At 48.9% G+C, this 24534-nt stretch carries 14 protein-coding genes; 10 read left to right on the top strand and 4 right to left on the bottom strand.

What is annotated here, in order from left to right; genetic code table 11:
• Positions 1 to 33 precede the first annotated feature (33 nt).
• The 5 genes from ilvD (at position 34) to ilvA (ending at position 6710) form a co-directional block, all read left to right on the top strand.
• Positions 34 to 1716 carry a dihydroxy-acid dehydratase gene (gene ilvD, locus P2H89_RS27285; RefSeq protein WP_275833087.1) on the top strand — a complete coding sequence of 561 codons (1683 nt, stop codon included), beginning with the start codon at positions 34 to 36 and terminating at the stop codon, positions 1714 to 1716.
• A gap of 80 nt (positions 1717 to 1796) precedes the next feature.
• On the top strand, positions 1797 to 3539 hold the full coding sequence (gene ilvB / locus P2H89_RS27290; protein WP_275833089.1) for a biosynthetic-type acetolactate synthase large subunit: 1743 nt from the start codon (positions 1797 to 1799) through the stop codon (positions 3537 to 3539).
• Positions 3540 to 3608: 69 nt separating this feature from the next.
• Positions 3609 to 4199, top strand: coding sequence for an acetolactate synthase small subunit (ilvN, locus tag P2H89_RS27295; protein WP_275833091.1), 591 nt, complete (start codon positions 3609 to 3611; stop codon positions 4197 to 4199).
• Between the two features lie 80 nt (positions 4200 to 4279).
• Positions 4280 to 5362, top strand: a complete 1083-nt coding sequence (gene ilvC, locus P2H89_RS27300) for a ketol-acid reductoisomerase (RefSeq protein ID WP_275833093.1) — start codon at positions 4280 to 4282, stop codon at positions 5360 to 5362.
• A gap of 91 nt (positions 5363 to 5453) precedes the next feature.
• Positions 5454 to 6710 (top strand): threonine ammonia-lyase, encoded by a 1257-nt coding sequence (gene ilvA / locus P2H89_RS27305; protein ID WP_275833095.1) that lies wholly within the window; start codon positions 5454 to 5456, stop codon positions 6708 to 6710.
• A 137-nt stretch (positions 6711 to 6847) separates the two neighbouring features.
• Here the strand turns inward: ilvA and P2H89_RS27310 are convergent, their stop codons facing one another.
• From P2H89_RS27310 to P2H89_RS27320, 3 genes are all read right to left on the bottom strand, one after another.
• Positions 6848 to 7822, bottom strand: a complete 975-nt coding sequence (locus P2H89_RS27310) for a transglutaminase family protein (RefSeq protein WP_275833097.1) — start codon at positions 7820 to 7822, stop codon at positions 6848 to 6850.
• 114 nt (positions 7823 to 7936) lie between these two features.
• A complete protein-coding gene (locus P2H89_RS27315; protein WP_275833099.1) occupies positions 7937 to 8872 on the bottom strand; it encodes an alpha-E domain-containing protein in 936 nt (311 codons plus the stop codon).
• A 69-nt stretch (positions 8873 to 8941) separates the two neighbouring features.
• Positions 8942 to 10390 (bottom strand): circularly permuted type 2 ATP-grasp protein, encoded by a 1449-nt coding sequence (locus P2H89_RS27320; RefSeq protein WP_275833101.1) that lies wholly within the window; start codon positions 10388 to 10390, stop codon positions 8942 to 8944.
• A 177-nt stretch (positions 10391 to 10567) separates the two neighbouring features.
• Between P2H89_RS27320 and P2H89_RS27325 the strand changes: the two genes are divergently transcribed.
• From P2H89_RS27325 to P2H89_RS27345, 5 genes are all read left to right on the top strand, one after another.
• Positions 10568 to 11398, top strand: coding sequence for a hypothetical protein (locus P2H89_RS27325; RefSeq protein ID WP_275833103.1), 831 nt, complete (start codon positions 10568 to 10570; stop codon positions 11396 to 11398).
• A 413-nt stretch (positions 11399 to 11811) separates the two neighbouring features.
• A complete protein-coding gene (gene gltB, locus P2H89_RS27330; protein ID WP_275833105.1) occupies positions 11812 to 16335 on the top strand; it encodes a glutamate synthase large subunit in 4524 nt (1507 codons plus the stop codon).
• 45 nt (positions 16336 to 16380) lie between these two features.
• Positions 16381 to 17886, top strand: a complete 1506-nt coding sequence (locus P2H89_RS27335; RefSeq protein WP_275833107.1) for a glutamate synthase subunit beta — start codon at positions 16381 to 16383, stop codon at positions 17884 to 17886.
• Between the two features lie 436 nt (positions 17887 to 18322).
• A complete protein-coding gene (locus tag P2H89_RS27340) occupies positions 18323 to 19726 on the top strand; it encodes an ammonium transporter (RefSeq protein WP_275833109.1) in 1404 nt (467 codons plus the stop codon).
• Positions 19727 to 19808: 82 nt separating this feature from the next.
• Positions 19809 to 20909 (top strand): outer membrane beta-barrel protein, encoded by a 1101-nt coding sequence (locus P2H89_RS27345; RefSeq protein WP_275833111.1) that lies wholly within the window; start codon positions 19809 to 19811, stop codon positions 20907 to 20909.
• Between the two features lie 625 nt (positions 20910 to 21534).
• On the opposite strand, the gene P2H89_RS27350 is transcribed toward P2H89_RS27345, so the two are convergent.
• Complete coding sequence (locus P2H89_RS27350; RefSeq protein WP_275833113.1) at positions 21535 to 24114, bottom strand: phosphoenolpyruvate carboxylase; 2580 nt, start codon at positions 24112 to 24114, stop codon at positions 21535 to 21537.
• Positions 24115 to 24534: the final 420 nt, after the last annotated feature.

Genomic DNA, 24534 nt, shown 5'->3' on the forward strand with positions numbered 1-24534 from the left:
AACAATTAAACTATAGTTCATTCAAGGATCAGTATGAAAGAGTTAAACAAGTATTCGAAGACGATTACGCAGGATGTGACACAGCCTGCTGCACAGGCCATGCTATACGGGATCGGGCTTACCGATGAAGACCTGAAAAAAGCACAGGTAGGTGTCGTGAGCATGGGATATGATGGTAACACCTGTAACATGCACCTCAACGATCTGGCTAAGATCGTAAAGCAGGGTGTATGGGATAATGACCTCGTTGGACTGATCTTTAACACCATTGGCGTAAGCGACGGTATGAGCAATGGTACTGATGGTATGCGTTACTCGCTGGTAAGTCGCGATATCATCGCGGACTCTATCGAAGCCGTTTGTGGTGCACAATATTATGATGGCGTAATTGCCCTGCCCGGTTGCGATAAGAACATGCCCGGCTCGGTGATCGCTATGGGCCGCCTTAACCGTCCTGCGATCATGGTGTACGGTGGTACGATTGCCCCCGGTCACTACAAAGGACAGGATCTGAACATCGTTTCTTCTTTTGAAGCACTCGGTCAGAAGATTGCCGGCAATCTTTCGGATGAAGACTTCAAAGGCATCGTAAAGCATTCCTGCCCCGGCGCTGGCGCCTGCGGTGGTATGTATACAGCCAACACTATGGCTTCTGCTATTGAAGCCTTGGGTATGAGCTTGCCGTACTCTTCTTCCAACCCCGCCCTCAGCGAAGAAAAACAAAAAGAATGTCTCGAAGCTGGCAGAGCGATCCGCCTGCTGCTCGAAAAAGATATCAAGCCGCGCGACATCATGACGAAGAAGGCATTTGAAAATGCCATCGTTACCATCATGATCCTCGGCGGAAGCACCAATGCGGTACTGCATCTCATCGCGATGGCGAAGAGTGTAGATGTACCGCTCACGCAGGATGACTTCCAGGCCATCAGCAACAGGATACCTGTGCTGGCCGACTTCAAGCCCAGCGGTAAATACCTGATGCAGGACCTGCACCAGTATGGCGGCATCCCTGCTGTAATGAAATACCTGTTGAAGAAAGGATTGCTGCATGGCGATTGCCTTACCGTAACCGGTAAAACGCTGGCAGAAAACCTCGAAGCAGCGAAAGACCTCGACTTCGATCAGCAAAAGATCATCCTGCCCCTCGAAACACCGATCAAAGCTACCGGTCACCTGCAGATCCTGTATGGTAACCTCGCCGAAAAAGGCAGCGTAGCCAAGATCAGTGGTAAAGAAGGCGAACGTTTCGAAGGCCCCGCCCGTGTATTCGACGGAGAGTTCGAACTCATTGCAGGTATCAACTCCGGTAAGATCAAGGCCGGTGATGTAGTCGTGATCCGTAATGTAGGCCCCAAGGGAGCGCCCGGTATGCCCGAGATGCTGAAGCCAACCTCTGCCATCATCGGTGCTGGTTTGGGTAAAAGCATCGCGCTGATCACCGACGGTCGGTTCAGTGGCGGTACCCACGGTTTCGTCGTGGGGCATATTACTCCCGAAGCATACGAAGGCGGTTTGATCGCTCACGTGCAGGATGGTGACGTTATTGAACTGGATGCCACTAAAAACACCATTCAGTTGAAAGTGGCTGACAATATACTGGCAGAGCGCAAAGCCAAGTGGCAGCAACCAGCTCTGAAAGTAACCAAAGGGCTCCTGTACAAATACGCGAAGAGCGTAAAGGATGCTTCTGAAGGATGCGTAACCGATGAGAACTAAACTATAAACATCGTTTCGCCATAGCAATATAAAGCGGAACACACATTGACCATTATAACAAGAATCTTAAACGAACTTATATGAGCAGTACAATCGAAGTGGCGCCCAAAAAGATCCTGGCCCAGAGCAACGCAACCAACCTCAGTGGTTCTGAGGCGGTGCTGGAAGCTTTCCTGGCCGAGGGCGTGGAAACCATTTTTGGTTATCCCGGCGGCGCCATCATGCCGATCTATGATGCGTTGTATGATTACCAGACAAAACTGAAACACATACTGGTCCGTCATGAGCAGGGTGGTATTCATGCTGCGCAGGGATATGCCCGTACCTCGGGCCGCACGGGTGTGGTTTTCGCAACCAGCGGTCCTGGTGCTACCAACCTGGTGACCGGACTGGCAGACGCCATGATTGATAGTACCCCACTCGTAGCCATCACTGGCCAGGTATTTGCTCATCTGCTGGGTACCGATGCCTTCCAGGAAACCGATGTGATCAACATCACTACCCCGGTTACCAAATGGAACTACCAGGTAACGGATGCCACCGAGATACCGGCTGTGCTCGCGAAAGCTTTTTACATCGCCAGGAGCGGAAGGCCCGGCCCTGTATTGATCGATATTACCAAGAATGCCCAGCTGCAGAAGTTCGATTATTCCGGTTATGAGAAATGTAACCATATCCGCAGCTATCGCCCCAAGCCCAACGTGCGTAAAGAATACGTTGAGCAGGCTGCGAAGCTGATCAATGAAGCGGAAAAACCATTCGTGATCTTCGGTCAGGGCGTAATTCTCGGGAATGCAGAAAATGAGTTTAAGAAGTTCATTGAAAAAGCTGGTATCCCTACAGCCTGGACGATCATGGGCGAAAGTGCCCTTCAAACCGATCACCCCCTGGCGGTAGGTATGTTGGGTATGCATGGTAACTATGGACCGAACGTATTGACCAACGAATGTGATGTACTCATCGCTGTTGGTATGCGTTTCGATGACCGCGTTACCGGCAGGCTCGATAAATATGCTAAGCAGGCGAAGGTGATTCACCTCGATATCGACCCGGCTGAGATCGACAAGAACGTAAAGTCGGCCGTACCTGTTTGGGGCGATTGTAAGGACACCCTGCCTTTGCTCACCCAGCTGATCGAGCAGAAAGTATACCCGCAGTGGTTGCAGCGTTTCCGCGACTTCCAGCAACAGGAAGAAGAGGCCTGTATACAACCAGAGCTCAACCCTTCGTCCGAGCAACTGACCATGGGTGAGGTGATCCGGGTGATCAATGAATACACCGGTGGCGATCATGTTATCGTTACCGACGTAGGTCAGCACCAGATGGTAGCCTGCCGCTACGCGAAGTTCACCAAATCAAGAAGCAACATTACCTCCGGTGGTCTCGGTACCATGGGCTTTGCATTGCCCGCTGCTATCGGCGCCAAATTCGGAGCTCCCGACCGTACTGTAATAGCCGTTATCGGCGATGGTGGTTTCCAGATGACCCTCCAGGAATTGGGTACCATCATGCAAAGTGAAGTAGATGTAAAGATCCTCATTCTCAACAACCAGTTCCTGGGCATGGTGCGTCAGTGGCAGCAGCTCTTCCACGACAAACGTTATTCGTTCGTTGACATTACCAGCCCCGATTTTGTACAGGTAGCCAAAGGATATGGCATTGCCGGCAACAGTGTTTCCGAAAGGAAAGACCTGCAGGCCGCTGTAAAGCAAATGCTCGATCACAAAGGAGCCTTCCTGCTCGAGGTGATGGTTGGAAAAGAAAACAACGTATTCCCGATGGTGCCCCAGGGTTCCAGCGTAGCAGAGATCAGGCTGAAATAAAATGGACAAACCGGATAACGGCCGTTATTTTAAGCCGTAGGTCCGCCACTCAATCAAAAACACACAGTGATGTCAAAACAGGAATTTACAGTAACGGTATATACGGAGAACCAGATCGGTTTGCTGAACCGCATCGCCATCATGTTCTCACGCCGCAAGATCAATATTGAAAGCCTGAATACTTCTCCCAGCGAAGTGGAAGGCATACACCGCTTCACCATCGTGATCCACGAAACGGAAGACGTTGTAAGGAAACTCGCCCGCCAGATCGAAAAGCAGGTGGAGGTGTTGAAAGCATATTACAATACCAACGAAGAGATCGTTTGGCAGGAACTGGCCATGTACAAAGTGCCTACTGATACCATCGCCGAAAAGGTGAAGGTAGAAAGGTTGCTGCGTGAATATGGCGCCCGTGCGGTAGTGATCCGTAAAGATTACACCGTATTTGAAACAACTGGTCAGCGTGAAGAAACCGATAAGCTGATCGCGGTACTGGAGCCATATGGACTGATCGAGTTCGTTCGTAGCGGCCGGGTAGCGATCATCAAAGCGAGCAGTGGCTTTCACGAAAAGCTGAAGGAGTTCGAGCAGGCCGAGCCCAGCGAAGAAGTGATCGAGAATGAATTCCTGGATAAGCAGGATGAAGTATTCACCATGTAGTCAATCCTCAACAATCATATAGTAGAACCCGTTGGTCACCCAACAGCAAACAAAAAACTAAAAACCATAAACATTACAAGATGGCAAAGTTAAATTTCGGCGGTGTGGAAGAAAACGTAGTAACCCGTGAAGAGTTCCCACTGGCCAAAGCGCAAGCTGTATTGAAAAACGAAACTGTAGCAGTAATCGGCTACGGCGTTCAAGGTCCTGGTCAGGCACTGAACCAAAAAGATAACGGTATCAACGTGATCGTTGGTCAGCGTAAGAACTCCAAGACCTGGGATAAAGCAGTACGCGACGGCTTCGTTCCCGGCGAAACTTTGTTCGAAATAGAAGAAGCGCTGCAACGCGGTACCATCATCTGTTACCTGCTGAGCGATGCTGCCCAGATCCAACTGTGGCCCACTGTACAAAAACACCTGACACCTGGTAAAGCCCTGTATTTCTCTCATGGCTTTGGTATCACCTTCAACGAGCAAACTGGCATCGTTCCTCCAAAGGATGTGGACGTGTTCCTGGTTGCCCCCAAAGGTTCGGGTACTTCACTGCGCCGTATGTTCCTGCAAGGTCGTGGCCTGAACAGCAGCTACGCTATCTTCCAGGATGCAACCGGTAAGGCAAAGGAAAGAGTTGTTGCCCTCGGTATTGCCGTAGGTAGCGGTTACCTGTTCGAAACCGATTTCAAGAAAGAAGTATACTCTGACCTCACTGGCGAAAGAGGAACTTTGATGGGTGCTATCCAGGGTATCTTCGCTGCTCAGTACGAAGTACTGCGCAAGAAAGGACATACTCCTTCTGAAGCATTCAACGAAACCGTAGAAGAGCTGACTCAGTCGCTGATGCCACTGGTAGCCGAAAACGGTATGGACTGGATGTATGCCAACTGTTCTACTACTGCCCAGCGCGGTGCGCTCGACTGGTGGAAGAAGTTCCGTGACGCTACATTGCCTGTATTCACAGAATTGTATGAAAGTGTTGCTACCGGTAAGGAAAGCCAACGTTCTATCGATTCCAACAGCCAGGCCGATTACCGTGAGAAGCTGGAACTGGAGCTGAAAGAACTCCGCGAAAGCGAAATGTGGCAAGCTGGTAAGACTGTAAGAAGTCTGCGTCCTGAAAATCAGGCAGCACCTGCTAAGCAAGCCGCTGGCGCAGCCCACTAATATTACTGCAAGACACCGAAGGCGCAAAGTTCATCTGTTTCTCTTTGCGCCTTTGTGTCTCTGCACACCTCTGCAAATCACCAAAAGTATCATGAGTTTACCTGTGCCCCATACTACTGAACTGGAATTTCACAAAGCAGCCCTCCGGCTTAAGAAGGTGGTCAACAAGACCCCTTTAATGCTCAACGTCAACCTCTCCCGCAAATACCATTGTAATGTTTACCTCAAGCGGGAAGATCTTCAGGTGGTTCGTTCCTACAAATTGCGCGGCGCCTTTAATATGATGAGCAGTCTGCCCGTTGAGCAACTGCAGAAAGGCGTGGTGTGTGCGAGTGCCGGTAACCATGCGCAGGGATTTGCCTATTCCTGCAAAAAGCTGGGGGTGAAAGGGGTGGTGTTTATGCCGATCATTACACCCAACCAGAAAGTAAAGCAGACAAAAATGTTTGGTGATGACCTCATCGAAGTAGTACTCGTAGGAGATACCTTCGATGATTGTGCAGTTGCTGCCAAAGCATTCACCGAAAAAAATGGCATGACCTTTATCCCTCCGTTCGATGACCTCAAGATCATCGAAGGGCAGGCAACAGTGGCTGTAGAGATCCTCGAAGAGCAGTCCGACATTGACTACATATTTATTCCCGTAGGCGGCGGAGGTCTTTCTGCCGGTATCGGGTCTTATTTCAAAACTTATTCTCCCCGTACCAAGATCATTGGCCTGGAGCCCGAGGGCGCACCTTCTATGAAGAAGGCACTCGAGGCGGGGCACCCCGTTACCCTCGATAATATTGAACGTTTTGTAGACGGCGCCGCTGTGAAAAGGGTAGGAGACATCACCTTCTCCATTTGTCGCGAAGTGCTGGATGATATGCAACTGGTTCCGGAAGGAAAGATCTGTTCAACGATCCTGAAATTATACAATGAGGATGCAATTGTTGTAGAGCCTGCGGGTGCGCTGTCTATTGCAGCCCTTGATCAATACGCCGAAGAGATCAAAGGCAAGACCGTTGTTTGCGTGGTAAGCGGCAGTAATAATGATATCGATCGTATGCAGGAGATCAAAGAACGCAGCCTGCAGTACGAAGGGTTAAAACATTATTTCCTGGTGCGCTTTGCACAAAGGCCGGGCGCCCTCAAAGAATTTGTAAATCATGTACTGGGTCCCAATGATGATATCACCCGATTCGAGTACATGCAAAAGCACAACAAGGAAAAAGGCCCTGCACTGGTAGGGGTGGAGCTGCAGTCGCGGGAAGACTATGAGGTACTGATAACCAATATGAAGAATTACAACATCAATTATACAGAGCTCAATAAGGACGATAACCTGTTTGGGTACCTGGTGTAAGAGTGTGCAGCTATAACCTGTTTGGCGGGTAAGCGCTCCCAACAGAAAAACTCCATAAAAAAAGTTGCCCGGTGCTTAAGAAGCCCGGGCATTTTCATTTGTGCAAGCAGTTGAGTTGGTTGTTTTGTGTAATGTCGTTATTGCTGTTGTTGTTGCTGTTGTTGTATCATTTCCATATGCTGCCGCCAGCTATTTTGGGGCTGCCCATTGGTGGGGGCTGCAGGTTGCGGTGTAAGTATGGTGGCAGTATCGTTTTGGGTGATTCCGTCTTCGTACGAAACAGAAACTCCCACATCGAGACGGTGGTTGGCAGTTCCCTTATAGGTTCCTTTTACCGGAGAACAATCGGAAAAGCTTCTTCCCACGGCCAGCCGAACGTGCAGTTCATTGGCGATGCAATTGTTGGTGGGGTCAAAGCCCAGCCATCCATAAAAAGGGATATAGGCCTCTACCCAGGCATGGGTGGCGCCTTCACCGCGCATGCCATTTCTATTTGGGCAAACATAGCCGCTTACATAACGGGCGGGGATGTCGATCATGCGCAACATGGCCAGCAGGATATGGGCAAAGTCCTGGCAAACGCCGGCCTTCAGTTGCCAGATCTCATCGAGCGTTGTTTCTACAGAGGTAACGCCTTGTATGTACTTGAAATTCTTGTAGACATAATCATTCAATAGGTTGGCCGCTTCCAGTACCGATACCTGCCTGCTTTCCGCCGCATTGGCTATAGCCTGCACTTCAGGCAGTGCATTGAATTTTTCCTGCTTCAGGAAATCGATATAGGGTATTTGATAGGTCAGTGACAACAGGTTGCTCCATTGCTCTTCCTTAGGAGTATTGTCGGCAGGCAGTTCCCGTTTATGGGTTACGATCTCCATCCTGGCATCGATCACCAGCTCTTTGTGAGAAGGTGTGTACATGAAAGAACCAACCTTGTTGCCATAATAATCCAGGTACAGGTCAATGACCGGCTCACCGGTGATGATCAGTTCATGTCTCAATACATCCTGACAATCATCTTCAAGCGGGAATAACATGATCTGGTTGGCGCTGTCCACCACCGGCACTTCATAGCAGTACCGGGTTATATGATGAATCTTAAATTTTGGCATGAACTACAAGCTGTTTTCTAAAGATGCGTGGGTCAAAAATAGCTGTTAAATAGGGGATAAAGTTCAAAAAGATTTGGAATGGGTCGCCTGTTAAATAGGGCTGCCTTGTGCTGATCAGGTATACGCAAAATAGTGTTGACTGAGTGCTGTGCCGATGGCGTAAAGGTCGTTCTTCACGCCAGTCAGGAACTCGTGCAGCCCCTGTTGCATAATGGATTCGGGGGTAGAATAGCGCACCCGGCTTTTTACCCTGCCGATCATGAAATCGATACTATTATAGGCAGAAGTGGTTTGTTCGCTCTTAAGTCTTTCAAAGTAGCGGCTCATCTGGTCTATGGAGTACATGACCGACCGGGGAAAATGGTTGTTGAGTACAATCTGTTCAACCACCCGGCGGGCCTCAAATCCGCCCGAATAATTCCGGAGATAAAGTTCATAACCGGAGATGGACAGCAATAAGTATCTCCAGTAGGTCGTATCGGTCACGTTGGAGAAATCGAATTTGCTGTCGCTGAACTTTACATCGAGGATATCGGCGCTTTGGATGGCCCGTTCCAGGAAGCGGCCGATATTCATAAAGGAGTATCCTTCGCCCCTGGCCATCGTTATATCCGACGTGCCATAGAACAACAGGCCCTGCTTGATCAAAATATCGAGTGCGGTAATAGGGTCTTCCTTGTAAAGCCACTCAAGCAATTGCTCATCGCGTACGGTATGATAGAAGTCATTGAGACATTGCCAGAGCTCCTTGGTAGTATGATCCTGTACACTGCGCGCATTCTCCCGCGCCTGCGTTACAATGTTCAATACAGAATTTGGGTTCTCTTTATCCGACACCATATATTGTAGTACGGTTCGCCCCTGGCAGGCAATGGCTGCAGCTTCCTCTTCCGATAGATAGGTAAAGATCTTTAATACAGGCTGCCAGGAAAAATATTGAAGCTCGTCTTGTGAAAGGGCGTAATTGGTTTTAAGCATCCGTAATATGCCATCGGTCCTTTCCATATACCGGTTCATCCAGAATAAGCTATCGGCAACTCTACTAAGCATGAAAGTAAATTAGCGGTTAACAAAGATCATTAGCATTGGGTGGTACTACTTGTGGTGCAGGCGACCCAACTATACAGCCAGTACCCAGGTATCTTTACTGCCCCCTCCCTGCGAGGAATTCACGACCAGGGAGCCTTCGCGCAGCGCTACCCGCGTCAATCCTCCCGGTACAATGCGAATGCCATTGGGGCCGCACAAAGCATAAGGCCGCAGATCGACCCGGCGTGGTTGGAGCTTGCCATTCATATAGCAAGGGGCGGAAGATAAACTGATGGTTGGCTGGGCGATGAACTGCCGTGGGTCTTTGAGGATGGCCGTCTGAAAATCATTGATCTCCTTGTCGGATGCACTGTGACCCATCAGCATACCATAGCCGCCGCTTTCATTGGTCTTCTTAATAACCATCTTGTTCATATTCTTGAAGACATATTCCTGCTCTTCCACATTGCCCAGTTGGTAGGTAGGTACATTCTTTAAGAGTGGTTCCTCGTTTAGGTAGTACCTTATCATGGCCGGTACATAAGAATAGATCGCTTTGTCGTCGGCTACGCCGTTGCCAACTGCATTGACGATGGCCACATTGCCCTTGCGGTAGGCGCTCATGATGCCCGAAACGCCGAGGGCGCTGGTGGCATTGAAGACAAGCGGATCCAGGAATTCATCGTCCACGCGACGATAAATCACATCTACCTGCTGCAGGCCGGCTGTTGTTTTCATATACACCCGGTGGTTGTCGACTACGAGGTCGCGCCCTTCCACCAGTTCGATGCCCATCATACGGGCGAGTGTAGTATGTTCAAAGTAAGCAGAATTATAGATACCTGGCGACAGCAGCACCACGGTAGGGTTGCTGTTTTGCCGGGGCGCCAGTGATACGAGGTTCTTGTGGAGAATATTGGGATACTCCATCACGCTGCGTACGTTCATCAGCGGCAGCAGGTCGGGGAAGATCCGCTTGGTGATCTCGCGGTTCTCCAGCATATAACTTACCCCACTGGGCGTACGCAGGTTATCTTCCAACACATAAAAGGTGCCGTCATTGTCCCTGATCAAATCGATGCCGGCGATATGTACATATATATCATAGGGAACAGGAAAGCGCACCATTTCGCGCAGAAAGTGCGGGCAGCTATATATAATGGAGAGCGGAACCAATCCGTCCTTGATGATGAACTGCTCGTGGTAAATATCCTTCAGGAACAGGTTGAGGGCTTTTAACCGTTGCTGGATGCCTTTTTCGATATAGCCCCATTCGGAAGCGGTGATAATGCGGGGAATGATATCGAAGGGGAAGATCTTTTCAATGCCTTCTCCACTATTATATACGGTGAAGGTGATGCCCTGGGTCATGAACAGTCGCTTGGCCTGTTCTTCTTTTTTGCCGAGCTCCTCCACGCTCAGGTGTTGGAGGAAGTCGACGACGCCGCTGTATTGTTGGCGTACGGAGCCGGTTGCATACATTTCATCCCAGGTATTAGCATCGGGGCAATAGCCATTCAATAGCTCGTTCGTAAGCATAGCAGGGGCTTTGGTTAGGAATGGCAAGAAGATCGTAGCAGATTCGTTGACCTATTCCAAATATAAGGAAAACCGTTTACTCCTCACATGTTCATGTGGTTTTGATATCATGACACATTTCCTTAACAACGATTGGTCTTATTTCGCTGTCAACAGTCCATAATAAATAATATAGTCATGAATGCAACAATTGGAACGGTAGTGACCGCCGGAACTACCAGCCGCGGAAATGGTTTCTCCTATTTTAACGGGGTAAAGAATCTAATGATCGTAGGAATAATGCTTCTCGGTCTTATTGCCTGTAGGAAGGATAAGGACAAACCAGGTGAAGAAACGGGCGACAAAGAACTGGTGGTTTCGTTTGTTTCGGGGTCCATCGATCAAAGCCTTGTCGACTCGGCATTTGTAATATTGAAGAAGGCGGGCTCGGCGCAGCAGACCTTTAAACGTTTTGAGAAAAAGGCCGGCACACTAAGTTTTTATATAGAAGACCTGTCTGCCGGTAGCTGGACAGCCGAAATGTACGTCTTTGCCCGCTTCAATGCGAGTGGTGGCCGCCGTTACAAGCAGGAGAAAGCATTTGTTGTTCCAACGGGTGGTATCAAAAACAGCATTACGCTCAATGCACCCACAGGATCTATTACCGATGCCTGGAAATCCTATGCTTTCTTTCGTTACGTTGCGGAGGGGATCTCGGTCAGTGTGCCCATCGATGCATCCAATCCTCATTTTGATGTGGAGGTGGGCGAAGCAAAATGGAACCATTTCTATATTGAGCGGTATGCGAACAACCGGCTTACGGGGGGCGCCAATGCAAAAGTGGCCGAGCAGATCTGGGATTGCACCAGTGGCTGCTATACCTCCGACCGCTTTATTAATAACAGTACCGCATTTTTGCCTTTTGTGCAGGAAGTGGGTAATAAGGAGTGGAATAATGGTTTGATCATCGTGGTGGTGGGGGCTCCCGGCGGCCTGGCCGTTCAGTTTTCACATTCCTATAACAAGTAGAAGTAGAATTTAAGGATGAAAAGTCGCCACTTCGGATCGAAGTGGCGACTTTTTTTAATGAATTGAAGGGGTAGCCTTAATTTTTTACCCTTACCTAGTCAAATTGTATTTATTTCAATGTATCTTGAAATGCCAAAAATGGTGTCGTTGTTTAGTAGCGTGAGCCAGCACATTCATATATTTCTCTTAGGAATTTGAAAGAATGTCCGGTATTTGCCCAAAATCATAAATATTTAAGATTTGGGTAACATTTTCTTAATGAACTTACACCTGTTAGTGTGGAAAATAATTGCATATATCTACGGTTTTTCCCTGTTTTTATTGTATTTTTAAAGCGTTGCTTGCTGCCATATTGAAAATTCCTATGAGAATAGTGGGTTTTATTGAAAATTTTCAAATCAAAGCTTCTTTTCATGGCAAGCAAACAGGGTCTTCAGGGTCTTTATCATCCCTCTTTTGAACGCGATGCATGTGGAATTGGATTCGTAGCAAACATCAAAGGCCACAAATCTCATCAACACATTTCCGACGCACTTACTGTATTGGAGAACATGGAACACCGTGGAGCCTGCGGTTGCGAAAGCAATACGGGCGATGGGGCTGGTATCATGATCCAAACGCCGCACGAATTCTTCTTCGATGAGTGTATCAAGCTGGGCGTGCCGTTGCCTCCTTTTGGCCGTTATGGCGTAGGGGTCATCTTTTTCCCCCGCGAAATCCGCTTGCGCGAAGAGTGCCGTGACATTTTTAACCGTACAGCCGAAAAGCTGGGACTGGAAATACTAGCCTACAGAAAGGTGCCGGTAAATCCTGATGGCATTGGGGCTACTGCGTTAAGCGTTGAACCCGAAATGGAGCAGGTGTTCATAGCCTGTCCCGACCATATTATCAACCCTGATGAATTCGAGCGCAAATTGTTCCTGCTGCGCAATTATGCCAGCCATACAATTATCAATACAGTTAAGAAAGACAGCATAGGCTTTTACATCGCCTCTATGTCTTATAAAACTGTTGTTTATAAAGGACAGCTCACCAGTATGCAGGTGCGTGGATACTTCCCCGACCTCAGCAACAAGCGCGTGGTGAGTGCCTTTGGCCTGGTGCATTCCCGCTTTGCCACCAACACGTTCCCTTCCTGGAAGCTGGCCCAGCCTTTCCGTTTCATTGCCCACAATGGTGAGATCAACACCCTGCAGGGTAACCTGAACTGGCTCAAAACCAGCGAACCCGGATTTGCTTCTCCCTATTTTACCAAAGAGGAAATGGAAATGTTGCTGCCCATCGTATTTGAAGGACAGTCCGACTCTGCCTGCCTCGACAATGTAATAGAATTATTAGCCCTCACAGGCCGCTCATTACCCCATGTAATGATGATGCTAATACCTGAGGCCTGGGATGGTAATGAGGATATGGACCCGGTGAAAAAGGCTTTCTATGAGTTCCACGCATCGATGATGGAACCTTGGGATGGACCGGCTTCTATCTCTTTCACCGACGGTAAGATCATTGGCGCTACACTCGACCGGAACGGCTTGCGTCCTTCCCGTTACTGTGTAACCACCGACGATCGTGTGATCATGGCATCCGAAACCGGTGTATTGCCTATTCACCCCACACTGATCAAAGAAAAAGGTCGTCTGCAGCCCGGCAAAATGTTTGTCGTGGATATGGAGCAGGGCCGCATCATCAGTGATGGTGAATTGAAACGCAACATTTGTTCTCAAAAGCCCTATGCAGAATGGCTTAATAAATACAAGATCAGGCTCAATGAACTGCCCGAACCAAGGGTTATGTTCACCCACCTCGAGCATGATCAGGTGTTCAAATACCAGAAAGCATTCGGCTATTCCACAGAAGACCTCGATACGATTATTGCCCCCATGGCCCTCGACGGCAAAGAGCCGATAGGATCTATGGGAACCGACACGCCGCTCGCTGTTTTGAGCGATCAGCCACAGCACCTCAGCAGTTATTTCAAACAGCTGTTTGCCCAGGTTACCAACCCGCCCATCGACCCTATTCGTGAAAGAATGGTGATGTCGCTGGCAACTTTCGTTGGTAACAATGGCAACCTGCTCGAAGAAGATCCGCTGAGCTGCCACACCGTGGCACTAAAACACCCGGTACTCACCAACCACGAGCTGGAAAGCATCCGTAGCATCGATACGGGTATCTTCCAGGCCAAAACACTTCAGTGTTATTTCCGTGCGGATGGCAAGCCGGGATCCCTCAAAGCAGCGCTCGATCGTATATGCCGCTATGCGGTAGATGCGGCCGTCGATGGATTTGAAGTGCTCATCCTGCAAGACAGGGCCGTCGACTCCGATCACGCACCCATCCCATCACTCCTCGCCACCGCCGCTGTACACCACCACCTCATCCGTAAAGGATTGCGTGGTCAGGTAGGCATCGTTGTGGAAGCGGGTGATATCTGGGAAGTGCACCATTTCGCTTGTTTGCTCGCCTTTGGCGCCACAGCAATCAACCCTTACCTCGCCCTGTCGTCGATCCGCGACATGAAGCTGACTGGTAAGCTGGAAACGGCGCTTGAAGTAGATTACCTGAAGAAGAACTACATCAAGGCGGTGAACGAAGGATTGCTGAAAGTGTTCTCGAAAATGGGTATCTCCACCCTGCAATCTTACCAGGGTGCGCAGATCCTCGAGATCATCGGCCTCAACAAAGATGTGGTGGACAAGTACTTCACCGGCGCCACCTCCCGTATTGAAGGCATGGGCCTCGATGAGATCGCCAAGGAAACACTGGCCAAGCACCAGTTTGCCTTCGCCCGCAAAGATGTACCCGTTAACCGCCTGCCGGTTGGTGGTGTATATCAGTGGAAGCGCAAAGGTGAATTCCACCTGTTCAATCCGCAAACCATCCACCTGCTGCAGTATTCGACGCGGATGGGCGATTACAACACATTTAAGAAATACACGAAGCTGGTCAACGACCAGGGCGAAAAAGCCTGCACGTTGAGAAGTTTGTTCCGTTTCAAACGCAACAGACCCGCTATCTCCATCGATGAGGTAGAACCAGCAGAAAATATCTATAAAAGGTTTGCTACGGGAGCTATGTCCTTCGGGTCAATCTCCTGGGAAGCGCATACCACACTGGCTATTGCCATGAACCGCCTCGGTGGTAAAAGCAATACCGGTGAGGGTGGTGAAGATGAAAGACGTTACGAAAAGATGGCAAACGGCGACACTATGCGCAGTTCCATCAAGCAGGTAGCTTCTGCTCGTTTCGGCGTAACCAGCTACTACCTTACTGAAGCCGACGAGCTGCAGATCAAGATGGCGCAGGGAGCCAAGCCTGGCGAAGGTGGTCAGCTGCCCGGTCATAAAGTAGACGATTGGATCGGAAAGACAAGGCACTCCACCCCCGGTGTAGGTCTTATCTCTCCGCCTCCCCACCACGATATTTATTCGATCGAAGACCTGGCACAATTGATCTTCGACCTGAAGAATGCCAACCGTGCAGCCCGCATCAACGTGAAGCTGGTGTCTAAAGCAGGTGTTGGTACCATCGCTGCCGGTGTGGCGAAAGCCAAGGCCGATGTGGTATTGATCTCCGGTTTCGATGGTGGAACCGGTGCATCTCCCATCAGCTCGATCAAGCATGCCGGTTTGCCCTGGGAACTGGGTCTTGCAGAAGCACACCAGACCCTGGTGAAGAATAAGCTCCGCAGCCGTATCGTATTGCAGGCCGACGGTCAGATGAAGACTGGTAAGGACATCGCGATAGCAGCTTTACTCGGTGCCGAAGAATGGGGTGTTGCAACTGCAGCTCTCGTGGTAGAAGGTTGTATCATGATGCGTAAGTGTCACCTCAATACCTGCCCGGTAGGTGTGGCAACTCAGGACCCTGAACTGCGCAAGCGCTTCTCGGGTGATGCCGACCACGTGGTTAACTTCTTCAAATACATTACGCAGGACCTGCGCGAGATCATGGCCGAACTCGGATTCAAGACTGTTAATGAAATGATCGGTCAGGTCGATACGCTCGAAATGAGAGACGATATCAAGCATTGGAAATACAGCAAGCTCGATCTTTCACCAGTATTGTACAAAGAGCCTGCATCCCTCTACACCGGGTTATACAACCAGGAGCAGCAGGATCATGCATTGGATGCGGTGCTCGACTGGCAGTTGCTCGAAGCAGCCAAACCCGCCATCGAAAAGCAGGAGCGCGTTGCTGCTTCCTTTGCGGTGAAGAATACCGACAGAACCCTGGGTACTATTCTGTCCAACGAGATTACCAAGAAATACAAGGCGGCCGGACTGCCCGATGATACCATTCACTTCAACCTTACCGGTACAGCCGGTCAGAGTTTTGGAGCGTTCAATACGAATGGCGTTACCCTCGAACTCGAAGGAGATGCAAACGACTACTTCGGCAAAGGCTTGAGTGGTGCTAAACTCATCGTGTATCCGCCCAAGCAGGCTTCTTATGTGCCTGAGGAAAACATCATCATCGGTAACGTGGCCTTCTATGGCGCCACATCCGGTGAAGCCTACATCCGCGGTAAAGCCGGCGAACGCTTCTGCGTGCGTAACTCAGGTGCGAAGGTGGTTACCGAAGGAACCGGCGACCATGGTTGTGAATACATGACCGGTGGTACGGTGGTTATCCTCGGTGAAACAGGCCGCAACTTTGCAGCCGGTATGAGCGGTGGTATTGCCTACGTATATGACGTGAAGGGCCAGTTCGCCGATCGTTGCAACAAGGAAATGGTCGACCTCGATCCCGTAGATGCTGAAGATGCAAAAGTGCTGCAGGATATGATCATGAAGCACTTTGCGTATACAGGCAGTACAGTAGCCAAGTTCGTATTGGATGATTTCGAAAATCAACAGAAGAACTTCGTGAAAGTATTCCCTTCAGACTACAAGAAAGTGTTGCAGGCGAAGAAAGTTCCTGCGCAGGTAAAGTAATTGGACAGAAAAACTAAGACTAACAATACTAAACTATAAAATACAATGGGTAAGCCATCGGGTTTTTTAGAGTTTACGAGAGAGTTACCCGGTAAATTGCCGGTGCAGGATCGTGTGAAGAACTACAACGAATTTGTAGAAAGATACAGCGAAGAAAAGCTGAACCAGCAAAGTGCCCGCTGCATGAATTGCGGTGTGCCTTTCTGCCACAGCGGATGCCCTCTGGGCAACGTTATTCCCGAGTTCAATGATGCGGTATACCGCAAGAGCTGGGAAGAAGCGTATGATATTCTTACATCAACCAATAACTTCCCGGAATTTACCGGTCGCATATGTCCTGCGCCTTGCGAAAGCGCTTGTGTGCTGGGTATCAATCAGCCTGCAGTAGCTATTGAAGAGATCGAGAAGCATATCATTGAGATTGCCTTTGATAAAGGATTTGTACAACCAAGGCGCCCTAATGTACGTAGCGGTAAGAAAATAGCTGTGGTAGGATCGGGGCCTGCAGGATTGGCGGCGGCAGCGCAGCTGAACTATGCTGGCCACACTGTAACGGTATTTGAGAGAGATGATGCTCCGGGTGGTTTGCTTCGTTATGGTATCCCCGATTTCAAGCTGGAAAAATGGGTGATCGATCGCCGTATCAAATTAATGGAAGAAGAAGGTATCACTTTTAAGTGCAATGCCAACGTGGGTGTGAATGTGAGCATTAATGATCTGCTGCGCGAATACCATGCGATCGTATTGGCAGGTGGTTCAACCGTGCCAAGAGATCTGCCGGTTCCCGGCCGCGAATTGAAGGGAGTGCATTATGCGATGACCTTCCTCAAGCAACAGAATAAGCGTAATGCCGGATTAGACCCGCTGGCCAATGCAGCTATCGAAAGCAATATATTCTCCGAAGATATTCTGGCCAATGGCAAAAATGTGATCGTGATTGGTGGTGGTGATACCGGCAGCGACTGCGTAGGTACCTCCAACCGTCATGGTGCATTATCGGTAACTCAATTCGAGTTGCTGCCCAAACCACCGGAAGGCAGAACCACCTTCATGCCCTGGCCTACATACCCCATGACCCTTAAGGTATCTTCCTCTCACGAAGAAGGCGCACAACGTCACTGGGCGATTGCAACAAAGTCATTCATCGGTGACAAAAACGGGAATCTGAAAGCCCTGAAGGTAGTTGACCTGGAGTGGAAGATCACCGAAGATGGCCGTCCAGCCCAATTTGTGGAAGTGGAAGGCAGCGAGCGGGAACTCCCTTGCGAACTGGCGCTCCTGGCGATGGGCTTCGTTCATCCGCAACATGACGGCTTGATCAACGAGCTGGGTGTTGAACTGGACGAACGGGGCAATGTGCGGGCCGCTGAAAGGTCGTACCAAACCAATATCCAGAAGATCTTTGCGGCCGGCGACGTGCGCCGCGGTCAAAGCCTGGTAGTTTGGGCCATCAGTGAAGGACGCGAATGTGCCCGAAAAGTCGATGAATTCCTTTCCGGCGGGGTTTCGCTTCTGGAAAGCAAAGACCAGAACATTATCATGGCTGTTTAAGAAAACAGTTCATCGTTCTAAAGACTGTATAAAGTGCCGAAAAGCCACGCTCCGAATGGAGGTGGCTTTTTTGTTATATGTATATTTTTTAGCAAAAAGCCAATGGTTGGTTGCAAAAACAAGCAGGGTGCTGGAAATTTAATTAAACATGCGTAGTTTTTTGCCCATTTCTCCAATGAAAACGCATTCTTGATACACTGTTGAAAAAAATAATTTTTAGAAGCTGTCCAAAATGGGCAGCTTTTTTCTTTCCAGATTTGATATTCTCTATGATACAGGTGTGTTAATTGTTTCGGCACCAAAACTTCACCGAAATATAAATATTGTAATTAATCGTATATGTGACGAGTGAACAAAAACAGGCAAAAAAATGCTAATTTAGATTTAGAATAACACATACAACTCATTCTTAATTTAACAACTAAAATCAACTGGTATGAAATTGAGCCTTAAGACGGTCGCTCCGTTTCTTGTCCTTCTCGTCGTGGCCCTCGTAGCCATGTTCGTTACTCCCGAAGCCGATTACGTTCCCGGCCCCACAGAAACCCAATACAGTACAGCAGACATCGCCTGGGTGCTCGTTTCAGCAGCCCTGGTCTTCCTGATGACGCCTGGCCTGGCTTTCTTCTATGGTGGCATGGTGCATCGCAAAAACGTGATCTCTACCATGATCAAGAGCGTGGTAGCTGCCGGAGTAGTAGGTGTGCTGTGGATCGCAGTCGGTTTCAGTTTAAGCTTTGGTGAATCCATCGGTGGATTCATCGGAAACCCTTCCACTTACTTGTTCTTTAAAGGGGTAAAAGGCGGACCCGCCTGGCCATTAGCCACTTCTATTCCCCTTTCATTGTTTGCCTTGTTTCAGCTCATGTTCGCTATCATCACCCCAGGTCTCGTAGTGGGTGCGGTAGCAGAACGTATTCGCTTCACTTCTTATATTCTGTTCATTGTACTTTTCAGCCTGCTCGTGTATGCTCCTGTAGCACACTGGTCCTGGCATCCAGAAGGTTTCCTGGCTAAAATGGGAGCATGGGATTTTGCCGGTGGTACCGTGGTACACATTACAGCTGGTTGTGCTGCCCTTGCAGGTGCATTGGTGCTGAAGCGCCGTAAAGTACACCAGGACAATAAAGAAATTCCACCAGCAAACGTACCTTATGTATTGATTGGTACTGGTTTACTCTGGTTCGGTTGGTTCGGTTTCAATGCTGGTTCTGCAGTTGGCGCCTCTCCGCTCGCAGTAAACGCCCTCGGTACAACCAACACTGCTGCTGCAGCTGCTGGTTTGGCCTGGATGTTCTTTGATGTGCTGAAAGGAAAGAAACCTTCTGTACTTGGTTTCTGTATCGGAGCTGTAGTAGGTTTAGTGGCTATCACGCCTGCTGCCGGTTTCGTAGGTATCCCTCAAAGTATCATCATCGGTGTAGTAGGTGCGCTCATTTCCAACATCGCTGTAGGAATCAAGCAAAAATCTACCCTCGATGATACCCTCGACGTATTCCCTTGCCACGGTATCGGTGGTATGGTAGGTATGTTGATGACTGGTATTTTTGCCAACCAACTGGCACACGGTATCAAAGACGGTCCTCAGGGTCTGTTCTACGGTAACCCCGCTTTCTTCCTGACACAATTGAAAGCCATGGCGATCGTAGTAGCTTACAGCTTTACCGTATCATTCGTGATCTTCAAATTCATCAATTTCATACTCCCACTGCGTGTTTCATCTGAAGAAGAAGAGCTTGGACTGGATGCAACTCAACACAACGAGAAGTATCTGCAAGGTACCCTGCTGGTGCATGACAATGGAAAAATGGAAGATAAACTCGTGGAGCACGGTTTATAAGAAAAGGTACAGCATCTAAATAAGCTTCTGACACAAGCTCATTCCGCCGTACCCTTCCTTTTAACACTTAAAATCTTTAGCAATGTTAAGAAAAATCTCTGTATTGGCCATAGGAGTGGCCTGCTCAACGTGTGCGCTCGCTCAAGACTCAACTAAAAAATCAAATTTTTCCCTGACTGGCTCTGCTGATGTGTATTATCGCTATGGATTCAATAATTATAAAGAATCTCCATATAATAATAAAACCAGCTTCACCAACTCACACAATTCCTTCGAACTGGGCATGGCCACTATCAAGGCCGAGCACAGTATCGGGAAAGTAGGCATGGTAGCCGATATCGGCTTTGGAAAGAGGGCCCAGGAGTTCTCTTACAACGAACAAGCCAGCGCCGACGATAAATCGACAGTATTGATCAAGCAGTTGTACCTAACTTACGCGGTTTCCGATAAGGTAAAATTCACAGTTGGTAGCTGGGGCACCCACGTTGGTTACGAAGTGCTCGATGCCTACCTCAACAGGAACTACAGCATGAGTTACCTGTTCTCGTACGGACCCTTCTTCCACACAGGCGTAAAGGCCGACATCAGCCTCGGTGGTACCAGCGCCTTCATGGTAGGTATCACGAATCCCACCGATTTCAAGAGTGCCAGTGCTGCACCCAAAATGTTCATCGGTCAATTCTCTACTGGTACTAAAGACGGCAAGTTGAAAGCATTCTTCAACTACCAGGGCGGAAAGTATACGGATGAAGCCCGTCTGAATCAGTATGATGTAGTGGCTACCTATGCTGCAACCGATAAATTCAGCCTCGGTGTAAACGGCAGCCTTCAATCAAGAAGCGCTAAAGGTGGAGATGGTAAATGGGGCGATTCTGAAAGCTGGAAAGGTGCAGCGCTTTACCTGAATTATGATCCTGCCACCTGGGCTGGTCTTACTCTGCGCACCGAATACTTCGATAACAAGAAAAATGTGCTGGGTGTAGATGGTCTGGGAACAAGCTTTGTAGTGCCGACAATCTCTGCGAATTTCCGTATCGACAACCTGACCATCATTCCAGAGTTCAGGTTCGATAATGCAAAGGATGATGTTGATGGTACCGGCACTCCCGTGTTTTACAAAAAAGACGGAGCTGCCACCAAGTCTTCAGGAAGCTTCCTGTTGGCACTCACTTATCATTTCTAAGTTAACATAGCGTATAAAAGCCTGGTACTTTCATTGCTTTTATTCAAGATACAGCAACACAGAACTGTAGGAAACATCATCAACGATCACTTGTTTACTACAATTTCAATTTACAGTCACATAGGAGTTTAGTGTTGTTTTGTTAAGAATGAGGGGCACCGGGCAACCGGTGTCTCGCTTTTTTGCAAAGGACGACACTCTAAAATAGCAGGGCTGACCATATGGTCGGCCCTTCCTGTTTTATCGGGCTTTCTGGTTGGCCAGCAGCAGGGAATTTCGAGCCTGGATAGACTGCCCGGGTCCGCTGGTCCCAGGGGCAACTTAGGGTCATTATAGGGTGTTGCCAGGGATTTAACCCTATCATGACCCTGGGATAACCCTAAGAAAACCCTAGGATGACCCTAGGATGACCCTAAAATGGCAGGTTTTTAAGAGGCGAATCAAGGCGTGTACGCCGCCGGTTCCTGCCGAAGCCCAAAAAGGAATAGCCCGCTTCCGGCGGGCTATTCCTTTTTGGGGAAACTGACCATTGCAGTCCTAAAATACTCCGGGCCGACCATTTTTTGGTCGGCCCGGGTTGTATTCAATGAATTGTGAAGTTAATAATTGCGTGAGAGAGCCGGTATTACGCCGAGTTCCGGCCGGCATTGATGATGCCAAACGAACAACGGATCACCAGCTTTTCGAAGATATCTTTATGGCCGGCTGGGGCTTGTTGCTCCTCCAGTTCGCGGATGCGCGCCATTGCATATTGCTGGATCGTGGTCAATGGTAATACGATGCGCTCACGAACCTGGATCGACAATTGCTCAACGGGGTAATCGAACATCAGTTCGTTTTTGCCCGAAAGCTGGAAGATATACTTCTTGGTGAGTTCATATTCCTGGAAGATCATGTTCCATATCTCGCCATAGCGTGCATCATTGGCCAGGTACTCTGTAAGGGGGAAGAAACATTTCCGCATCGCCATCTCGCAGTTGTCGATCAGGGTCTTGAAGAACTGCGACTGTCTATACAGTTGCTTGATGGCGGGCAGTTTACCTTTTCTGTCCAATGCCTGCAGTGCCATACCCACCCCATAATAGCCGGTCACGTTTTGCTTCAACTGGCTCCAGGCGCCTACGAAGGGGATCGCCCGCAGGTCTTTCAGGGCCAGTTTCGACGAGCTGCCGCGTTTGGCGGGCCGGCTGCCGATATTGGTTTCGCTGTAAAACTTCAGCGGACTGATATGCGATAAGTAATTCAGGAAATCGGGATGGTTTTTAAGCGTTGTATAGGCTTTAAGGCTTTCATCGGCCAATTCCATCAGCAGCGCTTCATCATCTCCCTCCAGGGTCTTCTCCTTCGCCGAAAGAACAGAGTTGGATATGCCGGCATTCAACAATTGTTCGATGTTGAACTGAGCGGAATCGATGGTGCCAAAATTGGAGCTCACTGTTTGCCCCTGGATGGTCAGTTGAATTTCCTTGTTCGAGATATTGTTGCCCATCGAGGCGTAGAACTTATGGGTTTTGCCACCGCCACGAGCGGGAGGACCACCACGGCCGTCAAAGAACACCACATCGATCTCGTAATTGCGCGATATCCTGGTCAGCTCTTCTTTGGCTTTGTAGATGCTCCAGTTGGCCATCAGGTAGCCACCATCTTTGGTGCCGTCCGAGAAGCCGAGCATGATCGTTTGACGTTTGTTACGGCGCTTCAGGTGGTCACGGTAAATTTCATTCTTGTACAACGATTCCATAACACCCGCAGCATTTTTCAGGTCGTCGATGGTCTCGAACAACGGCACAATGTCGATGTTCATGGATTCCTTCGTCCAGCCATTCAGCAGGAACAGACCAAATACCTCCATTATATTCAGGGCGCTGTTGCACTGGCTGATGATATACCTGTTCGATCCTTCGGGGCCGTTATATTCCTGGATATTCCGGATGGTCGTAATGCTTTGCAGGGTATCCCGTATCACTCCTTCTTCGTACAGCTCAGGATGAGTAGTTTTCTTGATAGAAGTGAGTACTTTGATCTTCTCTTCTTCAGAAAGTGAGTCGTAATTATCAGGTAACAGCTTTTCCTTGCTGCCAACAGCATCCAGCACGGTTTTGTGGACCGAGCTATCCTGTCTTACATCCAGCGAAGCGAAGTGGAGACCGAATACCTGTATCTTATTGATGAGGTTTTCCACCAGGTGCTGGAACAGTCCGTTATGCTGATAGGTAAGTATCTCCCTGATCTTGTATAGCTCAGTCAGGATGCCTTCTTTCGAAAGGGCCGTTTTTTGGCCTGGGATGAAGATGTTATCGTACAGCTGTTTTTCCAGGTCGGCCAGGATGGTGTCGATGCCTTTAAAAGTGAGTCGGCGCTTCAAACGCCGCACATCCAGGTAGTAGCATTTAATAATGCTGCCACGGAGCAGGTCGGCCACTTTTAAAGTGGTATCCGCAGTTACAAATGGATTGCCGTCGCGGTCGCCGCCGGGCCAGAAGCCCATGGTAATAATAGGGTTGTTGTCGGGCACCGCCTGCGGAAACTGGTTCTTCAGGAAACTTACGATGCGGCCTGCCGCAGGGTAAAATACGTTCTCGAGGTACCATACCAGGCTCACCGCCTCATCATACGGAGTGGGCTTCTGCTTTTTGAAGAAGGGCGTTTTGCCCAACTGCTGCAAGTACATATTAATCTGGCTGGTATTGTTGTCGGCCAGGGCCTTCGCCAGGTCGTTGATGATACCCAATACCGAACCGGGATAAAATTGAGTAGGGTGGGCGGTAAGTACCAGCCGTATAGAGAAGTCTTTCAGCTTCTCGGCCAGTTGTTCCTGGGCATTCTCCTGGATCACAGCCGATTCGAGGTATTTCAACGTGCCGATGCCGTTCATGTCCTGTACTTCGCGGAACGAAGCATCTTCGAGGGCATCGAACAAAACCACCTGGCGCTCTACATATTGAATAAAGCGGAACAGGAGGTCGCACCGGTCCTGGTCTTTTTGGTAAGGCGTATGCTTCTCGAAAAACTCCTCGATGATCTGGGTGGGGCTCAGCTTATGTTTATACCCTTCTTCACAATTATTTAATAGCAGGGATAACAGGATACCTGTTTTCTCGATACGATGAAATGGAAGGGAAGTAAAAAGGCTGTTGTAAAGTTGGAACTTGATACCTACAAAGTTCTTGAATTGCTGCAGTCCTCTCGTCGACTGGTGGTCCATATGGAATGTATTTTTGGCAATAATCAATTGATTACATATAACAAGCAGCAACACAAATGGGGAATGAAAGTACGATGAAAAATCAAGAAGACAAAAACAGAACAATACAGGATGCATTAAGAGACCTGCAAAATCGTGTAGCACCGCCATTCCGGGCTGGTTGCATTACTCTACATAGTCAATAGACATTTTTTAATAAACTAACACTTGTTTTCGATTTCTTTTGTATATTTGACCATCCTAAAGTAGTGGTACTTCAACAACACCATATTATTTCATCTTCCTCCGCTGTAGCTTCCACGGCTACAACAACAACCACTATTACGACAACCCGCTAAGGGTTGTACATTTCCATATTACCAATTGGGCTTTTAGCTGATCTTACCCGGGAGGGATATTGTCTATCTATCAATTACTTAC

It is taken from the genome of Paraflavitalea sp. CAU 1676 (assembly GCF_029223285.1).
Taxonomy (GTDB): Bacteria; Bacteroidota; Bacteroidia; order Chitinophagales; family Chitinophagaceae; genus Paraflavitalea.

What these genes read in the sequence shown, in the direction of transcription:
- ilvB (WP_275833089.1), top strand. Translation starts at nt 1,797, where the DNA reads ATGAGCAGTACAATCGAAGTGGCGCCCAAAAAGATCCTGGCCCAGAGC.
- ilvC (WP_275833093.1), top strand. Translation starts at nt 4,280, where the DNA reads ATGGCAAAGTTAAATTTCGGCGGTGTGGAAGAAAACGTAGTAACCCGT.
- P2H89_RS27340 (WP_275833109.1), top strand. Translation starts at nt 18,323, where the DNA reads ATGAAATTGAGCCTTAAGACGGTCGCTCCGTTTCTTGTCCTTCTCGTC.
- ilvD (WP_275833087.1), top strand. Translation starts at nt 34, where the DNA reads ATGAAAGAGTTAAACAAGTATTCGAAGACGATTACGCAGGATGTGACA.
- P2H89_RS27310 (WP_275833097.1), bottom strand. Translation starts at nt 7,822, where the DNA reads ATGCCAAAATTTAAGATTCATCATATAACCCGGTACTGCTATGAAGTG.
- ilvN (WP_275833091.1), top strand. Translation starts at nt 3,609, where the DNA reads ATGTCAAAACAGGAATTTACAGTAACGGTATATACGGAGAACCAGATC.
- P2H89_RS27345 (WP_275833111.1), top strand. Translation starts at nt 19,809, where the DNA reads ATGTTAAGAAAAATCTCTGTATTGGCCATAGGAGTGGCCTGCTCAACG.
- gltB (WP_275833105.1), top strand. Translation starts at nt 11,812, where the DNA reads ATGGCAAGCAAACAGGGTCTTCAGGGTCTTTATCATCCCTCTTTTGAA.
- ilvA (WP_275833095.1), top strand. Translation starts at nt 5,454, where the DNA reads ATGAGTTTACCTGTGCCCCATACTACTGAACTGGAATTTCACAAAGCA.
- P2H89_RS27320 (WP_275833101.1), bottom strand. Translation starts at nt 10,390, where the DNA reads ATGCTTACGAACGAGCTATTGAATGGCTATTGCCCCGATGCTAATACC.
- P2H89_RS27325 (WP_275833103.1), top strand. Translation starts at nt 10,568, where the DNA reads ATGAATGCAACAATTGGAACGGTAGTGACCGCCGGAACTACCAGCCGC.
- P2H89_RS27350 (WP_275833113.1), bottom strand. Translation starts at nt 24,114, where the DNA reads ATGGACCACCAGTCGACGAGAGGACTGCAGCAATTCAAGAACTTTGTA.
- P2H89_RS27335 (WP_275833107.1), top strand. Translation starts at nt 16,381, where the DNA reads ATGGGTAAGCCATCGGGTTTTTTAGAGTTTACGAGAGAGTTACCCGGT.
- P2H89_RS27315 (WP_275833099.1), bottom strand. Translation starts at nt 8,872, where the DNA reads ATGCTTAGTAGAGTTGCCGATAGCTTATTCTGGATGAACCGGTATATG.